The following is a 22,844-nucleotide window of genomic DNA, read 5'->3' on the forward strand; positions in this document are numbered from 1 at the left end:
TTGATAATGGAGATGTTCAAGCATCTCCATTTCTATTTTATTGTATATTAGAAATATCTAATAAGATCTTAGCGCATAACTAATGTTTAGCAAAACTAAACTTTGTTCATTAAGAGCGCCTCTGACTTATGTTAAGTTTTGATTAAATAAGATCAGGCAATTCAATGAAAGTGAAGACCTGAATAGGAATCTATAACAGGCAAAAGATCAATCAAATTATTTATTACAGCGTGAGGATTTGCAGTTTTAAGCTGCGAGGCAGTATGGGCACCGGTGGTTATTCCGATACTCAGACCACACCCAGCATTCTGCCCCTCATTAATATCCACAATCGAATCACCGACTTTGGCAACCTCTCCGCCGTCTTTCACATTGAATGCTTGCATTGCAAACTTAATCATATCTGGATCAGGACGGTTTCTACTTACATCCGATGCTGTTACGAGTGCGTCAAATTCAATTCCAATCTTCCAGTTTAGTTTCTCCAAGATCGAGCATGCCGTTTTCCGATCGTAGCCTGTGTTTAGTACGGTAATAATTTTTCTTTCCTTAAGTGCTAAGAAGATATGCGTTGCATTAGGTTGGGGCAAAATGTCTGCTGTGTCATACGCCTTAGTTAAAGCAATAATGAAATGATCATAAATTTGAGTGACAAGCCCTTCGTCATGCGTGTTTGAAAAGTGAGAAAGAATGGAGCGGATAGCTTCCTTTTTTTCTTTTCCAGCACCTTGTTCCAACACCTGGTTTAAAGAGAATTCGAAACCTGTGGCATTGATAGATGTTTGTAGAGTTTTGTAAACGAGGTTATCTTCGTTTACTGTGGTGCCTGCCATATCGAAGACTACCATTCTTATTTTTTGCTCTGACATATTCAATAATTAAACTGAATGAATACACTTAAACTTTGAATAAGCATAAACATTGTTTAGCAAAACTAAACATGTTTATAATCAATAAAACTTCTCTACATTAAGTTTTTGTTAAGTTTAAGAATTCTCTGTCTCAAAAAAATAAATTACAAGCATTATAGCAGTTTTTTTTCCTGTATTGGTCGGGGTATGAGAAATCCGACCATCAAATAAGAGAGAATCTCCTGCGGACAGTTGATAAAAATTGTTGCCTATATTATAGGATACATCACCACTGATGACATATTTATATTCGAAAGCTTGAGTTTCTACCATCGGCCTGCTTGCATTTGGTTCAAGCTCTAACAGTACAATATCTACAGTACCATTTTTAACGGATTGTGTAAAGATGCGCTGATAGGAAAAACCTAGTGCATCCTCTTTTTCAAATCTTTCGTATTCCGCAGATTTTTTAACGATGACAACGGTTGAATCATCAGTGTTCTTGAAGTCCTTGAAAAACACATTAAGGTCAATGTTTAGCGCTTTGATAATGTCGATAAGGACAATTAAAGATGGGATTGTTCTTGAATTTTCAATCTGAGATATAAGTCCTTTGCTTACATTAGCCTTATCAGCCAGCTCTTGCACTGTGATGTTTTGCTCACGTCTTTTCTCTTTAATCCTGTTGCTTATTTTTACTAAAGTATCTTGCTTCATATTTAGTTCACCTCAAATTGATTTTGTAACGTTCATCACAAACAAAGGTAAGTATACAAAGTTAAGTAATTATAAACACGAAAATATATGTGGTATTTTAAGAATCTTGAAACATTGAGTTAATATTAAATAATTGATAATGAGTTATCAAAGAAGTGATTATTTTGATTGATCTGAAAAAAGCTTAATGTAATTCTACGATAAAAAAAGACTTATTCGTTTTTCGCCTAACCTCGACCGGTTATTGCTCAAAACACACCAACTTAAAGCTCTTTCGTCAAAGTATTTACGGAAGCTCTTTTCTGATAATTTGGATCGAAATGCACAAACTTTATCCTTCCTGAACGATTAATGATGTAAGTTGCTGGTACTGGAAGCGTATGGCGTGTATTGCCATTATTGACTTCCAAATCAATCCCATAACCTTTATATTTTGAAAAAGTCGCATCATCCATCATGAAATTTACACCGTAAGCTTTCATAATATCATCATCCTTATCCTGTATAATGGAGAAACCTGCACTGGTTTTTTTTATTGTTTTTGAAATGTTTTCATTGGTTTCTGGGGTTACGCCAATCACATAAGCATCTTTGCTTGTAAGTAGCTGCAGGGAATCCTGAAGTTCTTTAATATGCTTGTTACAATACGGGCACCATTGGCCGCGGTAGAAAAAAAGCACTACAGATTTATGTTGTTTTAACAACGCTTGTAAACTGATCTTTTTTCCATTTTGGTCCGTCCCACTAAAAGCCGGGGCATTCGCTCCCACAACTAACCCCTTTTGAGCGTTTGCATTTAAAATTACTGCAACAAACAAGGCAATAAATAATATAATTCTTTTCATAATATTACAAATTTTGGCAGGAGAATTTAGAAAATTCCCCTGCCTGTTTTTTTACATTTTACTTTTCGACATTTTGTCTTTTGCTATTTTAGATTTCTCCATCTTGGCTTTTTTGGTCGAATCTGCCTTCATCTTCGACATTTTGCTTTTTTCCATCTTATCCATTTTCTTCTTGCCCATTTTATCCTGTTGAGGACTGTTTGCAAAGCTCGATGCAGAAAGACTTAGAGTTACCAACGCAGCAAGAACAATTTTAGCTGCAGATTTTAAGAATTGATTTTTCATGTTTTTGTGTTTTTGTTTCCCTTTTTGTCGCAACCTATTTGAAAACCTTACAATCAAAATCAATTTTTATTCATTTCTTTTTCGATTCTTTGTTTTAAGCTCCATTTGAAATCTTCGTCAAGCTTTAACTCTTCATTTTTGAAACCAACAAATAAGCGATTAATAAGTATGCTTTGTTGCTGAAAGGTCCTGCAAACGGAACAACCTGCAAGGTGTATTTTTAGTTGCAAGACCTCAGAGGCAGTAATCTTCGCTAATGTTTTTTTCTCTATCAGGAAAGTTGCCTGCCTGCAATTGTATATTATCTTCTTTAAAGCTCCGGTCATATCAATTCCAATTTTTTTGAAGGCAAGCCCTCAGGTTTAGTTTTGTGCGATGCATGATAACCCAAAAATTAGCATCGGTAAGTTTTAACTCAAGGCAAATTTTTTCAGAGGTACAATCATCCATGTGTTTCATCGAAAATACAGAAAACCATAACAGCGGCAGTTTTTTTAAGCAGCCTGTTAAAATATTCCCCAGTTCTTTGGTAAGCAACGGATTATCTGGTTCTAAGCCAAATGCCTGGGGTGCATGTACAGCATTCCAATGCCCGTTTGTTGCATTAAAAAAATCTATCTGTTCAGATTCTGACTGCCTAACTTCCTTCAACCCTTTTGATGCTTGTTTCCTGTAAAAATCAGCTATCTTATTTTTAAGGATTGCCGAAAGCCAGGTTTTTTCACTGCTGTTTCCTTTAAAACGATCCAATTGTTGTAGTGCAGCTAAAAAAGTATCCTGCACTAAATCTCTTGCTACTTCTTCATCTCTTAATCTCGACATGCCAAAGCGATAAAGGTAGTCAGCATATTTTTCAACCCAGGTTACCGGGTCGGGATGAAGTTGATTGGTTGCCATTAAACCTTGCTTTTCTTCATTCATCTTTTTACGTACATTGTATAAATATAGTGCTAACCGTTTAGTCGGCAGCAAATTAAATTCCTTACAAATTATTTTATTTTTTGTAAGGAATAATTTAAACCAACGACTAAGCCTTTAAATGATTGCCATGGTTAGAAAGATAGTATTTGTGTTGTTCGCATTATCTGCGATAAGCTTAGCTTTCACTTTAAAACGAAAGAAACCTGCAGCGCCAGGTTTTGCAGTGATCGAACTATTTACTTCAGAAGGCTGCTCAAGTTGTCCACCTGCTGATGCGCTAATAGCGAGAATAGAAAAAGAAAATAAGGATAAACCTGTTTACATTCTTGCTTACCATGTAGATTATTGGGATAGATTAGGCTGGAAAGATAGCTTTAGCAGTGCCAGAAACTCGAAAAGGCAGCATGAGTATGCCAACTGGCTGCGTCTTAATAATGTTTATACACCTCAAATCGTTGTAAACGGAAGCGAGGAATTTATTGGCTCTGAGGAAAAAAGCCTTCGAAATGCGATTCAGAATGCTTTATCACAAACAAGCCAGAATCATTTGGAAGTTACCATTGAAAAACAGAGTCACACGGATATTTCTTTGAGTTATCAAACCGGCAACCAGATACAGAACAATAACCTGATTATAGCAATGGTAAGTCCAAACGCAACAAACAAAATCGAACGTGGGGAAAACAAAGGCAAAACACTTCACCATGTACAAATTGTAAAAGACTTTAAAACCGTTAACCTTAATGGTAAAGAGAATGGGTTGATCAATTTGATTTTAGGAAGTACAAAAAACGAATTGGAGATAATTGCCTTACTGCAAAATAGTAGAAGCGGACAAATAACTGCAGTTACAAAACTGCTCATCAAACCGCACAGCTAGTGGGTTTCAGACAAATGATTGCATTAATGTTATATAAAGTCTAATGAAAGAAATAAAAGAAAAACACGCCTTTTTGATGCGATGGACACACTGGGTAAATTTCCCTGTACTTGCAATTATGATTTGGAGTGGAATGTTTATTTATTGGGCAAATGATGCTTACGGAATCTCCATTTTTGGCATTACACACATTAAATTTTTTCCGGAGTGGTTTTATAATTACTTCCATATACCACAACGTCTTGCCGAAGGAATGGCTTACCATTTCTTATTTATGTGGTTCTTTTTTATAAATGGATTGCTTTACATCGTCTACACTATTGTTTCTGGTGCCTGGCGGGAACTTATCCCTCAAAAAAACACATTTAAGGAAGCGTGGTTGGTTTTACTTCACGATTTACATATCAAAAAAACCATTCCTCCACAGAAAAAATATAATGCTGCTCAACGAATTGCCTACACAGCGATTATATTAATGGGTTTTGGGTCTATCGTCACCGGACTTGCCATTTACAAACCAGTCCAATTTTATTGGCTTTGCTGGCTTTGTGGCGGTTATCATTTTGCCCGGATCATTCATTTTGCACTCACTATTGGGTACGTACTTTTCTTTGTGATACATATTGTCCAGGTTGCACTTGCGGGGTGGAATAATTTTAGGTCGGTTGTATCAGGCTTCGAGGTCATAGAAAATAAAGAGAAAGTTAAAGAAGAAAAATTATCAGAACATGGAACAGCCGACTAAAAAGAAAGTAAAAGCACCGCTCAGTATCGAACAGAAAATAAAACGCCGCAATCTTATCTCTTTCGGTGTATTTTTCACCTTGGGTGGTGGTGCGGTTGCAGGTTGGAGGTGGTTGCTCCATTCACCTGAAGAGACGGCTGGAATTACCGGCGGCGCAAAACAACCTTTAAGAAGGGCATTAAATAAAACGGAACTATTTTTTCGAAACTTCTTTAGCAACAACCACCTGGTTAAAACCTACGACAAAGAACGTGCAGCAAAAACCGTTCGCGTAAATAGCTTGATTGGTATTGAAGATGATGAGGATTTTGATGAGAAAAACTGGAAACTTAAAGTCAGAACCGGGGCAACCGACTTGTTACACATCGGCATTGAAGAGATAAAAGCTCTACCAAAAACGGAAATAGTTTTCGATTTTAAATGCGTAGAAGGCTGGGACCAAATTCAACATTGGGGCGGTGTTAAACTCAGTGATTTCTTGTCGCATTTTAAACTTGATAAGTTATCAGAAAAAAATTATATGGGGCTTGAAACCCCAAATGGCGAATACTATGTTGGTCTGGAAAGAGACAGTGTTTTGCATCCGCAAACCATTTTGGCCTACGAAATGAACGGTGAGCCAATTACAAACCAGCACGGAGCACCGCTTAGGCTCATTATTCCTGTTAAATATGGCATTAAAAACCTAAAACGGATTGGGCTGATGTCTTTCAGCGACCAGCGCCCAAAAGACTACTGGGCAGAACAAGGCTATGACTATTATTCTGGCCTGTAAAAAAGGCGAATAAAAAAATCCCGATTTCTCGTCAGCTTTGGTCCTTGAACTCCGGTTTAATCAGTGCATTCATGCTTTTCCTGAGCTTTAGTACCTTGGGTCTGGAAACACTTTGAATATAACCACTATTAGGATTTAGCTTGTAATAGTTCTGATGGTAGTTTTCTGCCGGATAGAATACTTTGAAAGGTACCACCTGGGTAACGATTTTATCGCTATAATGATGAGCAGAATTTATCCTTGTCATTACCTGTTCCAATGTTTTTCTTTCTTCAGAATTTCTGTAGAATGCAACCGAACGGTAATCCGCTCCTTCATCGGGACCCTGACGATTTAGCGTGGTTGGATCATGAGCATAAAAAAATGCCTCTGAAAGCTGGGCATAGCTGATTACCGTAGGATCATAATAAACCTCAACAGATTCCGCATGCCCTGTATTATCCGAACATACCTCTTCGTAGGTAGGGTTTTTTACCGTCCCCCCAGAATATCCCGAAACAACCCTATCCACTCCTTTCAGTTCGCTCATACCCTCGGCCAATGCCCAGAAACATCCACCGGCGAAAGTTGCCACCTTCTGATTTGGCTTTGGGCTGGGTAAGTCCGCAAAGCGCTGCTGATTCTTTTCTGTCGTTACATCCATGCATGACGAAAGGAAAACCAGTCCAACCAGCCATATTTTAAATATTTTCATCATTATCAATTTATTTAGATGGAATGAACTTTAGCGCATAAGAATTCATACAATACCGCTGACCTGTCGGTTCGGGTCCGTCATCAAATACATGTCCCAGATGCAGCCCTGTGCTTGCCTCGACAACTTCATCTCTTAGCATTCCATCTTAGGTATCACGGACAATTTTAATAGCAGTGGGATCAATTGGCTTAAAAAAACTAGGCCAGCCCGTGCCTGATTCAAACTTAGTATCAGAGCTGAAGAGTGGTTTTCCCGTAGCGGCACTTACATAAATCCCTTTTTTGTGGTTGTTCCAAAACGGGTTTTTGTATGGCGTTTCGGTTGCACTGTTAACCATAATATCATAAGCCCGTGCAGAGAGTACCTGCTTCCAATAAGCTGCTGTTTTTGCCTGTGGATATTTTTTGATATCTCTTGAGGTTGTATGGTTATCTGATGGGTTGTTCTGCCCACAGGCATTTAATGCCAGTCCTAGAAACAGTATGCTTAATAATTTTAAATTTCTCATATCTCGATTAGTCGTTAAAAAACTTAAATCCTTACAAAAGCCCAGGAGATATTTTTATCTAAAAGGCTGATATAATTTAATTTACGAATAAAGCACCATGCTGGTTCTTCATAGGATTGTAAGTATAAACCCTACTCAAGCCCCCCAGCCGGCAGAAAATAGAATACTGGGTAAAAGAGACTAAACAGGCTTTTACAATAAAGGCTGAGCTGGCTTAACTCTTATGTGAAATAAAGCATTAGATTTCCGAAAATTCTGAAAAGCCATGAGGTTTCGCTCCGAAAAAAGTGGCAATAGAGTAAGACCAGTGTCGACCACAGGGGTGTACTACATAAGAGAATTAATAAAAAGGCCATTTGAAACAAAATTTAATCTGTAATTGAATAAACCTATTTCCAAAGAGATTGTAATCCCTAAGATAAATAACGTTTTGAATGTTTCATTACTAATCGACCGCCTGAGAAACAGTTTTGTTCCGAAAATATGGCCTAAAAAAAGGGCTTCGGATAAAACCGCAAGCCCTCTTAAACATAAATTGATTTAAGACTACATTTTACTCATCGTATCTTTCATCATGGTGTCTGTCATCATGGTATCCTTCATCATCGTATCGGTCATCATCTTGTCGGTTGAAGCATCAACCATGGTAGTGTCGGTACCCGCATCAGCTTTTTTTTCTGAACAGGCGGCAAATGTCAAAGATAGTGTCAGGGCTAAAAAGCCTAATTTGAATGCATTTTTCATTTTGTTTTGTTTTGAAGTTTTACACTGATTAATTATGGGTTAATACGGCGTATAATTAAAAGGTAACCTATTTACAACCAGTAGGTTTACTAATACTCTCTAGTGATGTTTGATTCTAGATTTAACTAGCAGTATCCTATCGTCTCGAAATTTAGAAGCAATTTTTTTCTTAGAATTGACCAGCTTATGCTTTTCAAGAAAGGCTACGCAAAGATATTCTGGTTTCTATTGAGCGGTTAATTCCTACCAAATGATTTGGTCAATCTTCGCGAAGCTTACGGTCTACTCATACAAATCCGGGAAGAACAGAGAAAGCATTTAAGAATAACTTATTCTTGTCAACTAACTAGCCAATGAAAAGAAGCCCCTTAGAATCAATATGGCCTGTCTGATAGATGTTTTGACACTGCCAAGGGGCATATTTAGTTCTTCAGCAATCTCCAGGTGGGTATAGCCCCGATAGTAGCAGAGTTCGAGTATCGTTCGATGCTTCTCATTAAGTCCAAGCACCAGTTTTTTTAGCCCGATGGTATCCGTATTTACACTATGGCTAAAACTTTCCAGTTCATAATGATGGCCATCAATTTCGACGGTAGACTTGCTCTGCTTGCTTGATTTCAATCTAAGATAATCAAAGGCGGTGTTTCTGGTAATATTGAGCATCCAGGTGAATAACCGAGCTTTTCTTTCATCGTATAAAGGTAAATATCTTTTGATCTTTAAAAAAACTTCCTGTAATAAATCCTCTGCGGTTTCCTGTTGATTTAGAATTTTCATCAATACACCCATGAGGTTCGGCGCATACATTTCATAAAGTTGACTGAACGATCCTTCCCTGTTATCGAGTATGTTGCCCACTAATAGTTGCTCAGGTGTTTTGCATTTTAATTGTAAACGTTTGGCATTCGAAGATTGAGTAAGTATAAATGCATGCATAGGCTTGTTTTGATTTGGTAACACTGTCCCTGTCTCTTTGTTTTAGTTATTCCTCGGAGCTATGAATCATTTGTTCGGAAGCAAAATAGAAAAGCCGCTTCAGCTATGGAGCGGCTTTTACCAAATCCTATTTATAACCTTATTTTGGCATTAATACAGTATCGATTACATGTATTACTCCATTTTTCTGATTTACATCAGCAATGGTCACTGTGCTCATTCCACCTTTTTCATCTTTCAGAACCAGTTTTTTGCCTTCCATCCATGCCCAAAGCTTTCCACCTTGAACAGTTACCAGTTCCGCTTTTCCATTCCCTTTTTTAATCGCGGCTGCAATTGCTTTGCTGTCCATTTTACCGGAAACAACATGGTAAGTTAAAATTTTGGTTAAAGTAGCTTTGTTAGCCGGTTTAACTAAATTCTCTACGGTACCTTTTGGTAATTTACTGAAAGCTGCATTGGTTGGTGCAAACACTGTAAAAGGCCCTTTACCCTTTAAGGTTTCTACAAGACCTGCAGCCTTTACAGCTGCTACCAGTGTAGTGTGGTCTTTTGAGTTTACAGCATTATCGATAATATCTTTTGTTGGATACATTTTAGCACCACCAACCATTTTGGTGCCATCCATTTTAGAACCAGACATTTTATCTTGGGCCTGTACTGTTGTATTTACTGATAATGCGATAGCTACTAAGGCAAAAGCAGTTAAAAAAGTTTTTTTCATGGTATTTATTTTCGTTGTACAGTCATGTACGTAAATAAAGCGACCAGTGGTTTTTCTTTACGCAATAACTTTTTGTTAAGGAATACTGCTTCGTATATTTAACTGTAATCAGACAGGTTGGAGTCTTATTAAATATGTTCCAATCTCAGGATACGTCTGATCCTACCAAATCGTTTTTCTAATTTTGCCGATTTTTCTTCTGTTACAGGGCTGGTTATAATTTTACCACCCCTTAAAGTAGCACCAATTACAATGCCCGCCGATATAAGAACAAAGTTTTTTATAATATATTGACCCAACAGGGTAGGTACAAGCAGGGAATGATTAAAGGTTTCCTTGGGAAAGAATAAAAGGGGTAAGAAAGTACCCGCCATCTGTAGATAAAGTAAAATGAGGGTCAGCCTGAGCCAGGCTTTAGATATCAGCCCTAATCCAATGATACATTCCCATATCGCTAAAACCGGCATCGATATTTCGGGATTAACTGATCCAAAGGTTAATTTTAATATGGTACGACCGGCAATCTCTTCTGCAGAACTCACGCCTGGAAAGAACTTAAGTATTCCAAACCATATAAATATAATACCCAGACAAACCCGAAGAATATTCATGCCATTTCTTGCTTTCCAAGCTACAATTCTATTTTCTGTTAATGACTTGAATCCAAACATATCTATCTATTTATTCAAAATTTACATACGTGTATTACATACCGATAGTTTAGTCCCATAAGTTGTTTTATTTTTGAATAGTCCAGATTGTAAGAGTAAATCTTGAATTTTGCACAAACTAACAGGTCATAATCAATTGCAGATGAAAACCCCATAAAACTGAAAATGGATCTGAGTGGTCTGTGGCTAGCATATACTCCAAGAAGTTGCTGAACTCTGAATAAACGGTAATATCCACTCAAGTAAAGATATGGTTTGGTAAAACTTTTCTCTTACCGAGGCAACAATCTCCAGAAATACCAAAAGAATGCTTAGCAGGGATCAACCCCAACAGCAAGACAGCAAAGAGTTTTGAAGCTATTGGTTGGTAGGGTTTGGATTTCCCTATTTTATTTTTTGTATCTTGTCACTTACCGGTAACAGGAATGAGAAAAAAGACAAAAGAAAGATTTTTGAGAAGTTGTTTGCTGATTCTTATGCAAGCAGTATTTACCTGTGTCATTATTTTATCTTCCTCTGCTTTTAAACTTGTAATTCCATCATCCTCCATCTCGTGGGAAAAATCCAGATCTGAAACAGCCCATCATCTGGTTAAGCACTTAACTGCGAATGAAAAGATAGACTTCGCTCTTTCTAATGCGGAGCCGAGGCAAAAAAAGTACCGGAAAAAATTTCAGATGGGAGGAGATTCTTATATTGATTTCATAGCACAGGAAACATTTATCTTCAAGCTGGCAACCCAGTTTGCAGAACTTGCAATTACCTACCACACGCCAGATGTAACAAGCGCTTTGGCGTTATTCATTTACCGATTGGCTACCTTTTGATTTTTATAAACTAAGCACTTACTGTGTGCAGTCTTTAGTGATCATCGCTGAGGTTAAATTAGCTGTCGGGATTTGTCTACAGATAGATCAACAGCCTTTCCTCTGAATTTTCTTAACCCAGGAAAAGCCGAAACCTATAGCTTTCATTTTTGCCAGAATTTTGGTTTGATCATAGATTAAGACCTTAAATCCATTCTGCTATTTTACAAAAAGCGTAGATAAGATGTATTTACAATCCAAAAAAAGCTAGCTGATCAATTTAATTAATAGAAGGATCCACAATGGAATTAGCCTCCTATCAAAACATTGTTGTCTGGAATTGGGCCGGAGCATATTTCTGGCCCTTTTTCTTTTTGATTTGAATAATCGATTACAATCATATTAACCAGCAGAAAGCCAAATCACTTAGATCAAAAAAATATTAAACAAAATAAAAATAAATATACTTACCTCAAAATGAAATCAGCATCCCAATATAAATGTGTAATCATTGATGATGATGACAATGGCACCGAGCTCTTAAAAGAATATCTTCAGGCAGTACCCAAACTATCCCTTCTTGAAAGCTTTTTAGATCCGACAGCGGCTGTTCGAGCAATTAAAAATAATCAAGGGGTAGACTTTTTATTTCTCGATATTAACATGGAAATTTCCGGGCTTGATATCGCCAGAATTCTGAGGGATGATGTCCGCTTTATTGTATTTGTGACTGGGCATCCCGAACATGCACTCGATGCTTTCTCGGTAAACGCTGACCGATATCTGGTCAAACCAGTCAGCTTTCAAAAATTCGTAAAAACAGTTAATGAATTAGAATCTAAAATGACCAGAACAAACTGCTAACTTGTTTGTCTTCATACAACCTTAGGCTTAAAAAGAGACCGATTATTTTCTGGTATTCCCCTCTGCTATAAATTGGATTCAAATAATCCGGAAACGTCTTGGCCTTATACACATACAAACATCAAACGATGCGTAACACTAAACCAATAGATAGTCAGCAATCAACCCAATTGGGTACGCCGGTGGTTTACCGAAAGACCTTTCTTATTACGATCCTGATTTTCCTTGCCCTTATTTCCGGTCTTTGGATATGGAAAGCCGTAGAAAACAGGAGTATGCAATCTGAAAATGATAGGACCAATAGGCTTTTGAGAAGAAAAGTTTCGGTGCAAATGGATGCGAATTTAAAAGCACAACTTATATTGTTAGCTAAACCACTCGCCTGGGCCATTCGGGATAAAATGATCTCAGGGAACCGGCAGGCCATCAGTGTTTATATGAATCAGATGGTGAGAGAAAAAAACTTTGAGGAAATCTCTATTGTCGATCAACGCAACATGATTTTCCTCTCTACTGATAAAAAGGAAGAAGGAAAACCTTATTCAATTTTTTACAACAGCACTTTCTTACGAAGTGACAGTACCAGGATTTATTCACAGCGAGGCAGGTCGCTGGTGCTTACAACGCCTATATTAGGCCTGAATAAACGCCTTGGGACATTGTCAATCAGCTATCACATGCCAGCCTACACTGTCGATTAATTCATTGATCATGTACATTTCAAGGCTAATAAGTAATAAGGCAATTTCTATCAAAAATCCCCAACCCGAAACAAATGGATAAATCACTACACAAACCATCATTTAAATTAAATGAGCTACAGGCAACAGCAATATGCGGCAACGACATCAGCTCTTCCTGTCTGTATGTTGCAGCACTGACCATTTCCTACGCTGGTCAATATGCCTGGATTTCGCTGATCGTTGTGGGCCTTGTGCTCTATCTTTTTCGAAAGATAAAGCAGTGACCTCTATTCTTGCCGGAGCGGGAATCATTGGTCTGGCACTGGCGTTTGCCTTTCAGGATATTGCCTCTAACTTTATTTCCGGCATATTTCTTTCGGTGAGGAAACCCTTGTATGTTGGAGATATTGTCAAAATAAAGGATTACATGGGGAAAGTGGAAGAAATTAACCTTCGTGATACCGTCATCAAGACCTATCAGGGACAAATGGTCATCATCCCCAACAAAGATGTTTTTCAAAACCCTATCGAAAACTATACGTTATTGGGTAAAAGGCGCTTAGATCTGAATGTTGGAATCTCTTATGGTGAAGACCTGGAAAGCGTTAAATCACTAACCATCCAGGCAGTAAAAGATATAGAAGGACTGGTTGAAGAAGAGGAAGTGATCATGTTTTATACCGGTTTTGGTGACAGTTCGATTAACTATGTGATCCGGCTTTGGATAAATGTGCATGATAATGTTAATATTCTTGAAGTGCAAAGTCAATGTATCCTCAGAATCAAAAAGGTATATGATGAACATAATATTATGATTCCATTCCCTAGCCGAACACTTGACTTCGGAATCAAGGGAGGTATGTCATTAAGCGAGATGCAAGAAAAACATAGAAATGAATCGAAGTCATGATCTTGATTCGACGGGTGTCTTCAGTCGCCATTTTTTATCTATCAGTTAATTAAACGAAAATGAGCCAATATCTTTTACTGATGCTGATTGCCGGACTTGCAAGCATAGGTATGGCGTTTATCCCCAGCCTTGCCCGCAAAGTGAGGATGTCCTACTCTATCGTTTATGTTGCAATAGGAGCACTGTTATACCTGATATGGCCGAAAATCCTCCCCTCGCCCTTGCCGCAAAAAGACAATGCGCTGGTGGTTCACCTCACCGAGCTTATTGTCATCATTTCGCTGATGGGTACTGGAATTAAGATCGATCGAAGTTTTTCTTTCAGGAAATGGTCCACTCCACTCCGGCTGATCTTAATTGCTATGGTCTTATCGATCGTGATATCGGCATTGCTTGGCATTTTTGTTTTAGGGATGAGTGTTGCAGCTGCATTGCTACTAGCTGCAGTATTGGCGCCAACAGATCCGGTTCTAGCCGCTGATGTACAGGTTGGACCGCCAAACGAGCGTGGAAAGTCCGAACCCCGGTTTGCACTCACTTCAGAAGCGGGACTCAACGACGGACTGGCATTCCCATTTACCTGGCTAGCGATTGTTGTTGCATCTGAAGGCATCACTACGTCTTCAATATGGCACTGGGGCTGGTTTTACCTTGTTTACAAGATTGCCGCAGGACTGATTGTTGGCTGGCTTTGTGGCAAACTGGTGGGCTACCTGGTTTTCTCCATATCTGAAAAATACCGCTTATTAAAACCTTCTGATGGGTTTTTGGCCATTTCGCTTACGCTTGTTACCTACGCAACGGCTGAATCACTTCATGCGTATGGCTTCATTGCGGTCTTTATCGCCGGGTTAACTTTGCGGCATTATGAAAAAACTCATGATTATCATCGGCAGCTTCACTCTTTTACCGATCAGATGGAAAGGATGTTACTTGCTGTGCTCCTGATTTTTTTTGGAGGGGCACTGGTAGGTGGTATACTGGCTCCATTGACCTTTAAAATGGCGATGGTCTCGCTTGCATTTGTGATGCTGGTACGCCCTGTCACCGCCTATTTGTCCCTGTTAGGAAATCCAACCCCCTTAAAAGAAAAGCTCGCCATTAGTTTTTTCGGCATCAGAGGAATGGGATCTATATATTATCTGGCGTTTGCATTTGGTGAAGTCAAATTCGACCAACAGGAAGAGCTCTGGGCAATCGCAGCCTTCACCATTCTGATTTCTATTGTGCTCCATGGCATGAGTGCAACCCCTGTAATGGGAAAACTCAGCAGTAACCGGGATAAATAGAATCATTTCCGATTTAAATACCATTTCATATGCTCTTTTTTCTTAAAATAAAAATGAATAATGGTAATACAGCGGCTAAAAAATGTTTTAAGTGCTCATTAACGTGCAAGATTATTTTTTCTCTTAGGTTCAGCTTTTACGCAGCTAGACACCTTGGTGAGCGATTTACGGCATCAAGCATCTTTTCAAAAGCGGGTATTCGTTTGCGCACAAAGCTGTAGCATGATATGGTTAAATTCCATGTTGACCAATCGGTCCTGCTTACCATAATCGCAGATGGGATAAGCGCATTCAGTGAAGATTTCCTCAACACTTTTTACCCTCATAATAATCCTCAAGCGTTTCTCATCATCATAAATTTCTCCTTCGGGATGATTTTCGCTCCTGGTACGGGAAATAAAGTAAGTCTGAATTAACATCACAATTCAAATTCAAATTAGCAAAAGGCTTTAATTGACTATATTCGGGCTATTCAATCATCACGTTCTCGAAAAAGACCATTTAAGCAGAAGTGGTATGGAATTAAGAAAATCAAATTACTAATCTAGAATGAATACCCAGGAGATCATAGCCATCACGATTGTACTAGCCGCCATATTTGCATATATTAACCATCGCTTTATTAAATGGCCACCCACCATTGGCATCATGGCACTCTCACTCATCTCCTCAATTTTATTGGTGACGATTGGAAATTCAAAATCATTGCTATCAGAAAAAGCAATCTCATTAGCAACATCCCTGGATTTTCAGGATGTACTGATGAATTTTATGCTAAGCTTTCTACTCTTTGCCGGGGCGATCCATATTGATGCAAGCAAATTGAGAGCCGAACGCTTGCCGGTACTGGTATTAGCTACTGTGGGAATACTGATATCAACTTTTGTAGTTGGGGTTTTGGTTTGGCTGTTGTTTGGCTGGTTTAACATGCCAATCCCGCTGATTCATTGCCTGCTTTTCGGAGCGCTTATTTCCCCTACCGATCCGATCGCGGTGCTTGGCATCCTTAAAAAAGCAAATATTCCGCCAAGCCTGGAGCTTAAAATTTCCGGAGAATCATTATTCAATGACGGGGTTGCGGTAGTGGTGTTTGTAAGCTTGGCTGAAATTGCCCGCTCAACCAGTGGCGACTTTTCAATTATATCCATCGGTAAATTGTTCCTGGTCGAAGCGCTGGGCGGCATTTTTTTCGGTCTCCTGCTGGGTTATATCGGATACTGGGCCTTAAGAAGTATTGATGACTACAAGGTGGAAGTATTAATAACACTTGCTATTGTTTCCGGCGGATACTTTTTAGCGGGCAGACTTCATGTATCAGGTCCACTGGCTATGGTTATTGCGGGAATTTTTACAGGAAATAAATCCAGAAGAGAGGGCATGTCCGACCTGACCAGAGACTATCTGGGCAAATTCTGGGAGATGGTTGATGAAATCCTCAACGCTGTACTGTTTTTATTTATTGGTGTAGAAATGCTCATCATCAAGATCGATCCGACAGTATTCTACATCGGAATAATCAGTATAGCGATCGTACTATTCGCCAGATGGGTCTCGGTTTACCTACCGGTTTCACTAATGCGTTTTAAAGTCAGGTTTGAAAAACATGCAGTGAAGATCATGACCTGGGGAAAAGAAGTAATTCTAATTGATGATCACGATCTGTCGTAAGCCATGGTTTAATATTAAAGTCCTAATGATATTACTGATGATTAGATTATAAGATCAGTTATATAATATCTAATTTAAATTTTACCGTTTATTATTGAATTTAAGACTGCAGTTTCCGTACATCGACGAAACTGATGAAAAGTTTGATTGCTCGTCTGAATAACAACATCATCTGACTAGTTCAGATACTCTGCTATAAAACCTCAACCAAAAGATTTGCGAGGGTATTTTAACAACCATCTCCATACAGGAGCAAGCCGCGGTTTGCTTTTGAAATCATTCAGGCATATGATCAAAAAAGAGCGACCAGCTTCTTTAAGTAATCATTTGATGAAAAGGCAAAAACCCGCGACTTGCTTTTTTTAGCCACCCTTATCCACCCAATGACCGGTATAAGCCGATCAAGGCAGCATAAGAAGCCTGTTTAAGGTCTACCTGCTCCATTTCAGCATTTAACACACTGCCTTGCGCAACAATAACTTCTAGAAAACTGGCATAACCTGCCAGGTATAGATCATTTGCCGTGGAAACCGCATTCTTTAATTCTGCGACTTCCGTCGTTTTATAATCATATGCCTGTTTATAATTCTCCAGTGCAGAAAGCTGCATGGTTACTTCCTGGTATCCATTAATTAAGCTTTGCTGATACTGGTAAAATGCCGTTAGCTGAGTAGCATTAGCAACCAGATTGGCATTTTTCAAACTTGCCCGATTTAAAATCGGAGCCGTTAAGCCGCCTAAAAAACCTGCAGCCAGTGAGTAACAGAATTGAAACTTAAGGATTGTTTATTGGTGAGAAGGGATCTACGAAGGATGCCTGTGATCAATAACGCAAGTTGTTGAATCATTCTAATTACTTGCCTATGATGCCGAGAGTATTATTCATTATTACCGTACCCAATATCTGATGTTAGTTTCGATATTCCGTCTCGTACTGGTAAGATCTTCATTTTTAAGAATAGCAGCAAATCCTGAGGCGATGAATTAATGATAGGAAATAGTAGGGCGCATAGGCATGAACTGTCATACCTTCCTTAACTGCGGTCACGAAAGCATTTCCATATTATTGATCTAATTTATCACCTGCGATTATTTTATTAAACCCGATGATATGAGAAGCCAGACCATTTGCATCATACATCGGTTTCCCATACGCCTTTAACCAATGGATGGAACCATCTCGCCATCTAACCTGATATTGGGCCTGATAAATTCCATGTAGGGAAACAGCTTCGTCAACAGCACGCTTGATCTTTTCCCGGAATTCGGGCAATATTGCTTCAAAAAGATCCTTATAGCTGAACGGCTCAAATTCGCCGTAACCATAGTTTTTTTTCATCTGCACATTGGCCTCCATCTGCCCAGAGGCAAATTCAACAATTGTATATCCCAGGCCAGTATCTTCAATAGCATTGAGCAGCACTTCGTTGGCCTGTTCGCTTATTTTTTTTGAGAAAATCTGGCTAGTGACATCATCGAGAAGAAAAATAATGTTATCAGGCTCATCACCCATCCTGCCAACAGGCTGCAGGGAGAGGTTTGCATAGATATACTTTGGCCCATCCTGAAAGTTTATCAGCACACTTGCTTCCTCAACATGATAAGATTCGCGTGATAAATAAACTCTTTTTAGCAAAGTCCCGAAATCTTCATTATTTACGCTCGTGATGAGTTCATCAAGATATTTTCCCGATAGGTTTACTTTCCCGAAGTAATCCTTAATCCTATGGTTTGACTGCCAGATCCTTTTTTCTGCCCCTGAACAGATGCCCATAGCTACAGGTGCTTGCTGAAAGATCATCTCAAAACTATCCAGTACGTTTTCCAGTACACTATTTGCATTGGTCACTGCCTCCTGATAATCCATCAGATTGGACATTTTTTCAATTACTTTTTCATTTTCTGATATCAGCTTGACATTTTGCAAACGTGTCTGTGCATCTTCGGATACAGCAATCCATAGGTTCATGCGATCGGTCAAATCTTTTACAAATTTGACCAACAGCGACTCCCGTTTCAAATATGAACCAGATGATTGGTTACTCATCAACCACAGCGAGCCGATATTGTAGCCATCTTCTGTAACAATGGGTAGGCCAGCACAGTAATCTATGCTTTCCCCGAAGATTGCTGAAAACGCTGCAGTATGTTGATCATCCTCAATAATAGTTACTTCATCAGGCTTCAATAGTTCGCCAAGCAAACCCTTGGTTCTAGGCACTAATCTTTTACAAACCGTACCGAATGTGGCTTTAATATATATCTTTTCATGATCTATTAAAGTAATTGCGCAAACTGGCATTTCAAATGTTTCACAAGCGAGTTCTGCAAAATATTCAAGGTTATGTTCAGAAGGGCTGCAGGTGATTCTATATCGGTTTAACGTGGCTAATCTTGCGGCCTCATCATAACCCAGCCTTTGTTCATGTATTTTCATTCAATTATCGGATCACTAAACGAATATTATTTAATTTCAATCGGAGAGTGCGAAATTTATTCATTACTGAAAATAAATCTAGTGTATTTTTCCATGAATATGATTGCTTTTAAAAAACTTTTATTTACACTTTTATTCCATTGGATCATTAACGAACTATAAATAAAATCCCAAACAAAGATGAACCTATTGACCGAAGTCTACCAAACCTCAATAAAATTTATCATAAAGGTAATATCACACAGAAGCATATTCTAATGCGGGGGGGGGCAAAGATAACCTGTTCTGGGGTGACGATATGTTTAGAACCGCTTTTATCGACCCAACATTCAATGATAACATCTTGAAAGTCAAGCAAAAAGGGTTGCTTGTTAATGAGCAACCCTTTAAGGTTTTGGGCTTGAGCCCGGTTAGTACCCAGCGCCGGAGTCGAACCGGCACGGTTTCCCACAGGTGTTTGAGACCAGCGCGTCTACCAATTCCGCCAGCTGGGCATGTGTTGGACGGGGTTGCAAATGTAGAGAACGAAAGTTAAAATGCAAAAAATAATTTAAAATAATTTGTAATGCATTTATTATCGGGCACTTGCATTCTCCGGCCTTTCATCTTTTAGCTTCCTATCTACAATAAACGGTGCAAAAGGCAACAATGAAGCTACAAAAATAAGTAGCGCTTTACCAAATTTCCATTTTTGTTCCTGCCAGGCAAGAACCAATGTAGCAGCATACAGTACAAACAACAAACCATGAGCCCAGCCCGTATATTTAACATATAGTGGCAAATCGGCAAAATACTTTAGTGGCATCGCAACGAAAAGCAAAAGCAAATAGGAAATTCCCTCTGCTACTGCCACCTTTCGGAAAATGGATAGTGAACTCATAAAATCTGATTTTGAGTCGAAAGTAACCCAAAGGAATGCACAAACAAAAAGTAAAAAATGATTTTACACTTTGATGTTGCAATAGAACACTATCCCCTCACCTCTGCCAAATAGATGGAAATCAATTTTTACTTTCAGCCCAATGTATTATTGGTGAAATCAATCAACATAAAGAAAACATTTCAATAATTATTTTCATCTTTAGGGCTGAACTATTTTAAATGAAAGCGCTCATCACTATACTATTATGTGCTTTGTCTTTGTATGTACAAGCGCAAACTAAAATTCCGGTAATTAAAGCTGGAAGCAAGTCTGCCAAAATTTATGAAGAGGGTAATTCAGTTTCATCATGGGGAATAGATCCTAAAACCTCTCCCGATATTTATACCACTAATAAGATTACCAAACGAAAGAAAGTTACTTTCAAAACCGATATAGATTCCGTTACCTTGTGGGTTAAGCCTGGCGAGCAAATAGATTTCATCGTATTGCTGAACGGTAAAGACTCTTGCTTAACAAGGATTAAATCTCCTGCAATCAAAAATTTTAGCAATCTGAAGCCAGAATTGCATGACTCCATTCCTTTCCGCCTTAATCAATACAATACCAATCTGATTGCTGTTTTCTTCAACCACCAGGATTCGCTTCAAATGAATTTCGATACTGGAGCAACGGAGATGTCATTAACTACCGATGCACTTACAAAAAAAGCAAAGTCCAATCCTGAATTATATTCTCGCCTATTGGACATAAAACTGGGAAACCGAACTTATCAAAGCAAAGTTTATGATACGCAGGTTGTGGGTCATGAGGCTGATGGCTTATTGGGCTGGGACATTTTCGACGGAATGGTGGTGGAACTCAATTATGATAAAAAGCTGATGGTTATTCATTCTAAAATGCCGAATAACATCATCAATAATCCCAAAACCTCCAGATTTAAGATCAAATACATCAACAACAAACCTTTTATCGAAGGATTCATCTTTCACGATAAGCAAGCTTATAAAAACTGGTTTCTCTTTGATACGGGTTATCAGCGAACAGCCATGTTGGATAACAACTTGCTCAAAACAGATAAATTTCCAACGGAAAAGATGGAAGTAATTAAAAAGGTAATGATGCGTGGAACCCAAAACAATGAAATTCCTGTGATTACGGCGAAACTTCAAAAGCTTAAACTTGGAAAATCTGTTCTTGAAAACATACCTGCGCAACTTTTAGGATCAGCTAAACCCATGCCTGGGATAAATATTCACATCCTGGGTTCTGATATCTTGAAACGTTTCAATACTTATATTGATTTGCAAAAGGATCTAATTTACTTAATGCCTAATCAATTGTACGGCATGAACTATGCTGATCAGAACAAAAGCTAGTTCTTCTAACCTAGCCCCCACAAATCATCTCGTTCTTCCTTCCGGTTCTTGTTTTTAAAAGACGTATCGCTGCCGAACGGCAACCCGCTGACCACGTTTTCCCTACCTGCTTGCCGCTTTTTTCACAAGCTTCCTTACCAGCTAAGATTACCTACAACCATAGCATCCCTATTGCATCCCTAAGGCAGGATGAAGGCATGACAAAGGCAGGATAAAGGCATTTTAAGGCATAGATAAAAATGTTAAACTGAAAACTGAAAACTCATAAGCCAGAAGAACCCGCTCGAAAATCTCTTTTTAACAAACAATTATATCTATTAAAGGAGAAAGCCTCATTACGCCGATCATATTCTAAAACTAAAGGCCCATACCAACACTTTTTCGTCGACAAATTACAGGCGTTGGTCTGATGCTTTCTTTGGCTGGTATAAAAGCCCATTTTCAACTGAAACGTTTCCTGGGTGACCACGTCTTATTATCAGAAAACATTAAGAAACTTAAAATATAAAGTCATGAAAAATTTAACAAAAGCATTATTCGCAGTAGCATTAACAGCAGTAGTATTTACCTCTTCAGCAATGAGCAGCGCTGCTTCAGAACCAGTAATTAAAGAAACTACAGCTACCGTAACTCCAGGCTTTAACAGAATTTGGGTTAGCGGCAACGTTAAACTGGTTTTAACAAAAGGAAAAACTCAGCACATTTCAGGTGCCGAAAATTTCGACGCCAGCAAAACTTCAGTGAACAGTGATGGAAAAACCTTATTTATCAATTCGATGGAGCATAACCTCGTAACCATCAATATCACCATGCAGGATTTGGAAAGAATTGAAGCTTACGGACAATCTATCGTGGTAACCAGCAACAATTTCGATGTTAAAAACCTACAGTTATTTTTGCACCAAAGTGCAACAGCAAAAATTAAAACTACCGCAGCCAGCTTGTACACCGTAGTGAATGAAGATGCGGTATTAAAACTAAACGGAAAAGCAGAGGAAAGCACCTTAATTGCAAGCAACATGAAAAATGTAAGCACTAAAGATTTTGCTACTCTAAAATCAGCTACCTACCATTCAAAAGCAATGATGGAAGCAGAACAAAATGCACTTGCATTAGCCAAGTAATCAAAGAATCCTAATAACACCTAAAAAAATGCCCCATGAAGTAAATACTTCATGGGGCATTTCTTTTAAAATATAACTTAGGTAAACTAGTTGAAAATCGGATGTAACCGCATCATGATCATGACAACAATCGGATCCTATTGATTAGATTCCAATCCTCTACCTGTTTTGTGTTGCAGTTCATCGATCCTTTTTGATGCTTCTGACTTAGACAAAGTTTCATCAAAAGATTCACCAGCTTCATCAGACAGGGTTTTTAGATACGACTGCTGTGCACCAGTCATCGGCTCATCTCCTGTTGTCCAGTCATCAGGATTTTTCACTGTATTGGAGCCTGTTAAACCATTGTGTTGATCATTGGCAGAATTTTCATTCTGAGGAGTTTGTTTTTCTTCGTTAGTATTCATGACATGATTGTTTTAATGTTCAATTTCAACACTAAAACAAGAGGCAATGTTTTGTTTATTCCGATAACGAATCGGAATACTGATATACAACTAACAAA

General features: G+C 38.5%; 27 protein-coding genes, 1 tRNA gene and 1 pseudogene. 12 read left to right on the forward strand and 17 right to left on the reverse strand.

Annotated elements, in window-relative coordinates; all coding sequences use genetic code 11:
- Positions 1-161: 161 nt before the first annotated feature.
- The 5 genes from ACZZZK_RS06000 to ACZZZK_RS06020 all read right to left on the reverse strand — a co-directional run bounded on the left by ACZZZK_RS06000 (position 162) and on the right by ACZZZK_RS06020 (position 3,619).
- The gene (locus ACZZZK_RS06000; RefSeq protein WP_463483355.1) at positions 162-869 is read right to left on the reverse strand and encodes an HAD family hydrolase; all 708 of its coding nucleotides are present in this window, start codon (positions 867-869) and stop codon (positions 162-164) included.
- Between the two features lie 117 nt (positions 870-986).
- A complete protein-coding gene (locus ACZZZK_RS06005; RefSeq protein WP_463483356.1) occupies positions 987-1,568 on the reverse strand; it encodes a helix-turn-helix domain-containing protein in 582 nt (193 codons plus the stop codon).
- Between the two features lie 263 nt (positions 1,569-1,831).
- A complete protein-coding gene (locus ACZZZK_RS06010; protein ID WP_463483357.1) occupies positions 1,832-2,413 on the reverse strand; it encodes a peroxiredoxin-like family protein in 582 nt (193 codons plus the stop codon).
- Between the two features lie 51 nt (positions 2,414-2,464).
- On the reverse strand, positions 2,465-2,698 hold the full coding sequence (locus ACZZZK_RS06015; RefSeq protein ID WP_463483358.1) for a hypothetical protein: 234 nt from the start codon (positions 2,696-2,698) through the stop codon (positions 2,465-2,467).
- Positions 2,699-3,025: 327 nt separating this feature from the next.
- Entirely contained in the window at positions 3,026-3,619 is a 594-nt protein-coding gene (locus ACZZZK_RS06020; protein ID WP_463483359.1) for a sigma-70 family RNA polymerase sigma factor, read from the reverse strand.
- Positions 3,620-3,746: 127 nt separating this feature from the next.
- On the opposite strand from ACZZZK_RS06020, the gene ACZZZK_RS06025 reads away from it, so the two are divergent.
- The 3 genes from ACZZZK_RS06025 to ACZZZK_RS06035 are packed head-to-tail and all read left to right on the forward strand — an operon-like array spanning position 3,747 to position 6,019.
- Positions 3,747-4,499 (forward strand): DUF1223 domain-containing protein, encoded by a 753-nt coding sequence (locus tag ACZZZK_RS06025; RefSeq protein WP_463483360.1) that lies wholly within the window; start codon positions 3,747-3,749, stop codon positions 4,497-4,499.
- Between the two features lie 43 nt (positions 4,500-4,542).
- Entirely contained in the window at positions 4,543-5,244 is a 702-nt protein-coding gene (locus tag ACZZZK_RS06030) for a cytochrome b/b6 domain-containing protein (RefSeq protein ID WP_463483361.1), read from the forward strand.
- Positions 5,228-6,019 carry a molybdopterin-dependent oxidoreductase gene (locus ACZZZK_RS06035; protein ID WP_463483362.1) on the forward strand — a complete coding sequence of 264 codons (792 nt, stop codon included), beginning with the start codon at positions 5,228-5,230 and terminating at the stop codon, positions 6,017-6,019. Before ACZZZK_RS06030 ends, ACZZZK_RS06035 begins: the two co-directional genes overlap by 17 nt.
- 31 nt (positions 6,020-6,050) lie before the next feature.
- Here ACZZZK_RS06035 and msrA read toward each other — a convergent pair whose 3' ends face one another.
- The 6 genes and pseudogenes from msrA to ACZZZK_RS06065 form a co-directional block, all read right to left on the reverse strand.
- Positions 6,051-6,716, reverse strand: coding sequence for a peptide-methionine (S)-S-oxide reductase MsrA (gene msrA, locus ACZZZK_RS06040; protein WP_463483363.1), 666 nt, complete (start codon positions 6,714-6,716; stop codon positions 6,051-6,053).
- A 7-nt stretch (positions 6,717-6,723) separates the two neighbouring features.
- Positions 6,724-7,224 (reverse strand): annotated as a pseudogene (msrB, locus tag ACZZZK_RS06045) (peptide-methionine (R)-S-oxide reductase MsrB).
- Between the two features lie 546 nt (positions 7,225-7,770).
- A complete protein-coding gene (locus ACZZZK_RS06050) occupies positions 7,771-7,968 on the reverse strand; it encodes a hypothetical protein (RefSeq protein WP_463483364.1) in 198 nt (65 codons plus the stop codon).
- 342 nt (positions 7,969-8,310) lie between these two features.
- A complete protein-coding gene (locus ACZZZK_RS06055) occupies positions 8,311-8,904 on the reverse strand; it encodes an RNA polymerase sigma factor (protein ID WP_463483365.1) in 594 nt (197 codons plus the stop codon).
- A 139-nt stretch (positions 8,905-9,043) separates the two neighbouring features.
- A complete protein-coding gene (locus ACZZZK_RS06060; protein WP_463483366.1) occupies positions 9,044-9,628 on the reverse strand; it encodes a fasciclin domain-containing protein in 585 nt (194 codons plus the stop codon).
- 128 nt (positions 9,629-9,756) lie between these two features.
- Positions 9,757-10,299: a DoxX family membrane protein gene (locus tag ACZZZK_RS06065; RefSeq protein WP_463483367.1), complete on the reverse strand. Its 543-nt coding sequence runs from the start codon at positions 10,297-10,299 to the stop codon at positions 9,757-9,759.
- Positions 10,300-10,724: 425 nt separating this feature from the next.
- Here ACZZZK_RS06065 and ACZZZK_RS06070 point away from each other — a divergent pair, with 425 nt between their 5' ends.
- The 6 genes from ACZZZK_RS06070 (at position 10,725) to ACZZZK_RS06095 (ending at position 14,851) form a co-directional block, all read left to right on the forward strand.
- A complete protein-coding gene (locus tag ACZZZK_RS06070; RefSeq protein WP_463483368.1) occupies positions 10,725-11,126 on the forward strand; it encodes a hypothetical protein in 402 nt (133 codons plus the stop codon).
- 456 nt (positions 11,127-11,582) lie between these two features.
- Entirely contained in the window at positions 11,583-11,969 is a 387-nt protein-coding gene (locus tag ACZZZK_RS06075; protein ID WP_463483369.1) for a LytR/AlgR family response regulator transcription factor, read from the forward strand.
- A 128-nt stretch (positions 11,970-12,097) separates the two neighbouring features.
- A complete protein-coding gene (locus ACZZZK_RS06080; protein WP_463483370.1) occupies positions 12,098-12,670 on the forward strand; it encodes a hypothetical protein in 573 nt (190 codons plus the stop codon).
- A gap of 74 nt (positions 12,671-12,744) precedes the next feature.
- Positions 12,745-12,936, forward strand: coding sequence for a hypothetical protein (locus tag ACZZZK_RS06085; RefSeq protein ID WP_463483371.1), 192 nt, complete (start codon positions 12,745-12,747; stop codon positions 12,934-12,936).
- Positions 12,933-13,562 carry a mechanosensitive ion channel family protein gene (locus ACZZZK_RS06090; protein WP_463483372.1) on the forward strand — a complete coding sequence of 210 codons (630 nt, stop codon included), beginning with the start codon at positions 12,933-12,935 and terminating at the stop codon, positions 13,560-13,562. Before ACZZZK_RS06085 ends, ACZZZK_RS06090 begins: the two co-directional genes overlap by 4 nt.
- A gap of 59 nt (positions 13,563-13,621) precedes the next feature.
- Positions 13,622-14,851 carry a cation:proton antiporter gene (locus ACZZZK_RS06095; protein ID WP_463483373.1) on the forward strand — a complete coding sequence of 410 codons (1,230 nt, stop codon included), beginning with the start codon at positions 13,622-13,624 and terminating at the stop codon, positions 14,849-14,851.
- A gap of 185 nt (positions 14,852-15,036) precedes the next feature.
- Here ACZZZK_RS06095 and ACZZZK_RS06100 read toward each other — a convergent pair whose 3' ends face one another.
- Positions 15,037-15,270 carry a hypothetical protein gene (locus tag ACZZZK_RS06100; RefSeq protein ID WP_463483374.1) on the reverse strand — a complete coding sequence of 78 codons (234 nt, stop codon included), beginning with the start codon at positions 15,268-15,270 and terminating at the stop codon, positions 15,037-15,039.
- Between the two features lie 130 nt (positions 15,271-15,400).
- Between ACZZZK_RS06100 and ACZZZK_RS06105 the strand changes: the two genes are divergently transcribed.
- Entirely contained in the window at positions 15,401-16,519 is a 1,119-nt protein-coding gene (locus ACZZZK_RS06105) for a cation:proton antiporter (protein ID WP_463483375.1), read from the forward strand.
- Positions 16,520-16,891: 372 nt separating this feature from the next.
- Here the strand turns inward: ACZZZK_RS06105 and ACZZZK_RS06110 are convergent, their stop codons facing one another.
- From ACZZZK_RS06110 to ACZZZK_RS06125, 4 genes are all read right to left on the reverse strand, one after another.
- The gene (locus ACZZZK_RS06110; protein WP_463486280.1) at positions 16,892-17,302 is read right to left on the reverse strand and encodes a TolC family protein; all 411 of its coding nucleotides are present in this window, start codon (positions 17,300-17,302) and stop codon (positions 16,892-16,894) included.
- Positions 17,303-17,582: 280 nt separating this feature from the next.
- A complete protein-coding gene (locus tag ACZZZK_RS06115) occupies positions 17,583-18,956 on the reverse strand; it encodes a PAS domain-containing protein (RefSeq protein ID WP_463483376.1) in 1,374 nt (457 codons plus the stop codon).
- A 414-nt stretch (positions 18,957-19,370) separates the two neighbouring features.
- A tRNA-Leu gene (locus ACZZZK_RS06120) sits at positions 19,371-19,450 on the reverse strand.
- 80 nt (positions 19,451-19,530) lie between these two features.
- The gene (locus tag ACZZZK_RS06125; protein ID WP_463483377.1) at positions 19,531-19,836 is read right to left on the reverse strand and encodes a DUF3817 domain-containing protein; all 306 of its coding nucleotides are present in this window, start codon (positions 19,834-19,836) and stop codon (positions 19,531-19,533) included.
- A 221-nt stretch (positions 19,837-20,057) separates the two neighbouring features.
- Between ACZZZK_RS06125 and ACZZZK_RS06130 the strand changes: the two genes are divergently transcribed.
- Positions 20,058-21,215 (forward strand): pepsin/retropepsin-like aspartic protease family protein, encoded by a 1,158-nt coding sequence (locus ACZZZK_RS06130; protein ID WP_463483378.1) that lies wholly within the window; start codon positions 20,058-20,060, stop codon positions 21,213-21,215.
- Positions 21,216-21,727: 512 nt separating this feature from the next.
- Positions 21,728-22,339: a GIN domain-containing protein gene (locus tag ACZZZK_RS06135; RefSeq protein ID WP_463483379.1), complete on the forward strand. Its 612-nt coding sequence runs from the start codon at positions 21,728-21,730 to the stop codon at positions 22,337-22,339.
- Positions 22,340-22,476: 137 nt separating this feature from the next.
- On the opposite strand, the gene ACZZZK_RS06140 is transcribed toward ACZZZK_RS06135, so the two are convergent.
- Positions 22,477-22,746 carry a DUF3072 domain-containing protein gene (locus ACZZZK_RS06140; protein ID WP_463483380.1) on the reverse strand — a complete coding sequence of 90 codons (270 nt, stop codon included), beginning with the start codon at positions 22,744-22,746 and terminating at the stop codon, positions 22,477-22,479.
- Positions 22,747-22,844: the final 98 nt, after the last annotated feature.

The organism is Pedobacter sp. AC163, assembly GCF_979258665.1.

What these genes read in the sequence shown, in the direction of transcription:
- ACZZZK_RS06000 (WP_463483355.1), bottom strand. Translation starts at nt 869, where the DNA reads ATGTCAGAGCAAAAAATAAGAATGGTAGTCTTCGATATGGCAGGCACC.
- ACZZZK_RS06005 (WP_463483356.1), bottom strand. Translation starts at nt 1,568, where the DNA reads ATGAAGCAAGATACTTTAGTAAAAATAAGCAACAGGATTAAAGAGAAA.
- ACZZZK_RS06010 (WP_463483357.1), bottom strand. Translation starts at nt 2,413, where the DNA reads ATGAAAAGAATTATATTATTTATTGCCTTGTTTGTTGCAGTAATTTTA.
- ACZZZK_RS06015 (WP_463483358.1), bottom strand. Translation starts at nt 2,698, where the DNA reads ATGAAAAATCAATTCTTAAAATCTGCAGCTAAAATTGTTCTTGCTGCG.
- ACZZZK_RS06020 (WP_463483359.1), bottom strand. Translation starts at nt 3,619, where the DNA reads ATGAATGAAGAAAAGCAAGGTTTAATGGCAACCAATCAACTTCATCCC.
- ACZZZK_RS06025 (WP_463483360.1), top strand. Translation starts at nt 3,747, where the DNA reads ATGGTTAGAAAGATAGTATTTGTGTTGTTCGCATTATCTGCGATAAGC.
- ACZZZK_RS06030 (WP_463483361.1), top strand. Translation starts at nt 4,543, where the DNA reads ATGAAAGAAATAAAAGAAAAACACGCCTTTTTGATGCGATGGACACAC.
- ACZZZK_RS06035 (WP_463483362.1), top strand. Translation starts at nt 5,228, where the DNA reads ATGGAACAGCCGACTAAAAAGAAAGTAAAAGCACCGCTCAGTATCGAA.
- msrA (WP_463483363.1), bottom strand. Translation starts at nt 6,716, where the DNA reads ATGATGAAAATATTTAAAATATGGCTGGTTGGACTGGTTTTCCTTTCG.
- ACZZZK_RS06050 (WP_463483364.1), bottom strand. Translation starts at nt 7,968, where the DNA reads ATGAAAAATGCATTCAAATTAGGCTTTTTAGCCCTGACACTATCTTTG.
- ACZZZK_RS06055 (WP_463483365.1), bottom strand. Translation starts at nt 8,904, where the DNA reads ATGCATGCATTTATACTTACTCAATCTTCGAATGCCAAACGTTTACAA.
- ACZZZK_RS06060 (WP_463483366.1), bottom strand. Translation starts at nt 9,628, where the DNA reads ATGAAAAAAACTTTTTTAACTGCTTTTGCCTTAGTAGCTATCGCATTA.
- ACZZZK_RS06065 (WP_463483367.1), bottom strand. Translation starts at nt 10,299, where the DNA reads ATGTTTGGATTCAAGTCATTAACAGAAAATAGAATTGTAGCTTGGAAA.
- ACZZZK_RS06070 (WP_463483368.1), top strand. Translation starts at nt 10,725, where the DNA reads ATGAGAAAAAAGACAAAAGAAAGATTTTTGAGAAGTTGTTTGCTGATT.
- ACZZZK_RS06075 (WP_463483369.1), top strand. Translation starts at nt 11,583, where the DNA reads ATGAAATCAGCATCCCAATATAAATGTGTAATCATTGATGATGATGAC.
- ACZZZK_RS06080 (WP_463483370.1), top strand. Translation starts at nt 12,098, where the DNA reads ATGCGTAACACTAAACCAATAGATAGTCAGCAATCAACCCAATTGGGT.
- ACZZZK_RS06085 (WP_463483371.1), top strand. Translation starts at nt 12,745, where the DNA reads ATGGATAAATCACTACACAAACCATCATTTAAATTAAATGAGCTACAG.
- ACZZZK_RS06095 (WP_463483373.1), top strand. Translation starts at nt 13,622, where the DNA reads ATGAGCCAATATCTTTTACTGATGCTGATTGCCGGACTTGCAAGCATA.
- ACZZZK_RS06100 (WP_463483374.1), bottom strand. Translation starts at nt 15,270, where the DNA reads ATGTTAATTCAGACTTACTTTATTTCCCGTACCAGGAGCGAAAATCAT.
- ACZZZK_RS06105 (WP_463483375.1), top strand. Translation starts at nt 15,401, where the DNA reads ATGAATACCCAGGAGATCATAGCCATCACGATTGTACTAGCCGCCATA.
- ACZZZK_RS06115 (WP_463483376.1), bottom strand. Translation starts at nt 18,956, where the DNA reads ATGAAAATACATGAACAAAGGCTGGGTTATGATGAGGCCGCAAGATTA.
- ACZZZK_RS06125 (WP_463483377.1), bottom strand. Translation starts at nt 19,836, where the DNA reads ATGAGTTCACTATCCATTTTCCGAAAGGTGGCAGTAGCAGAGGGAATT.
- ACZZZK_RS06130 (WP_463483378.1), top strand. Translation starts at nt 20,058, where the DNA reads ATGAAAGCGCTCATCACTATACTATTATGTGCTTTGTCTTTGTATGTA.
- ACZZZK_RS06135 (WP_463483379.1), top strand. Translation starts at nt 21,728, where the DNA reads ATGAAAAATTTAACAAAAGCATTATTCGCAGTAGCATTAACAGCAGTA.
- ACZZZK_RS06140 (WP_463483380.1), bottom strand. Translation starts at nt 22,746, where the DNA reads ATGAATACTAACGAAGAAAAACAAACTCCTCAGAATGAAAATTCTGCC.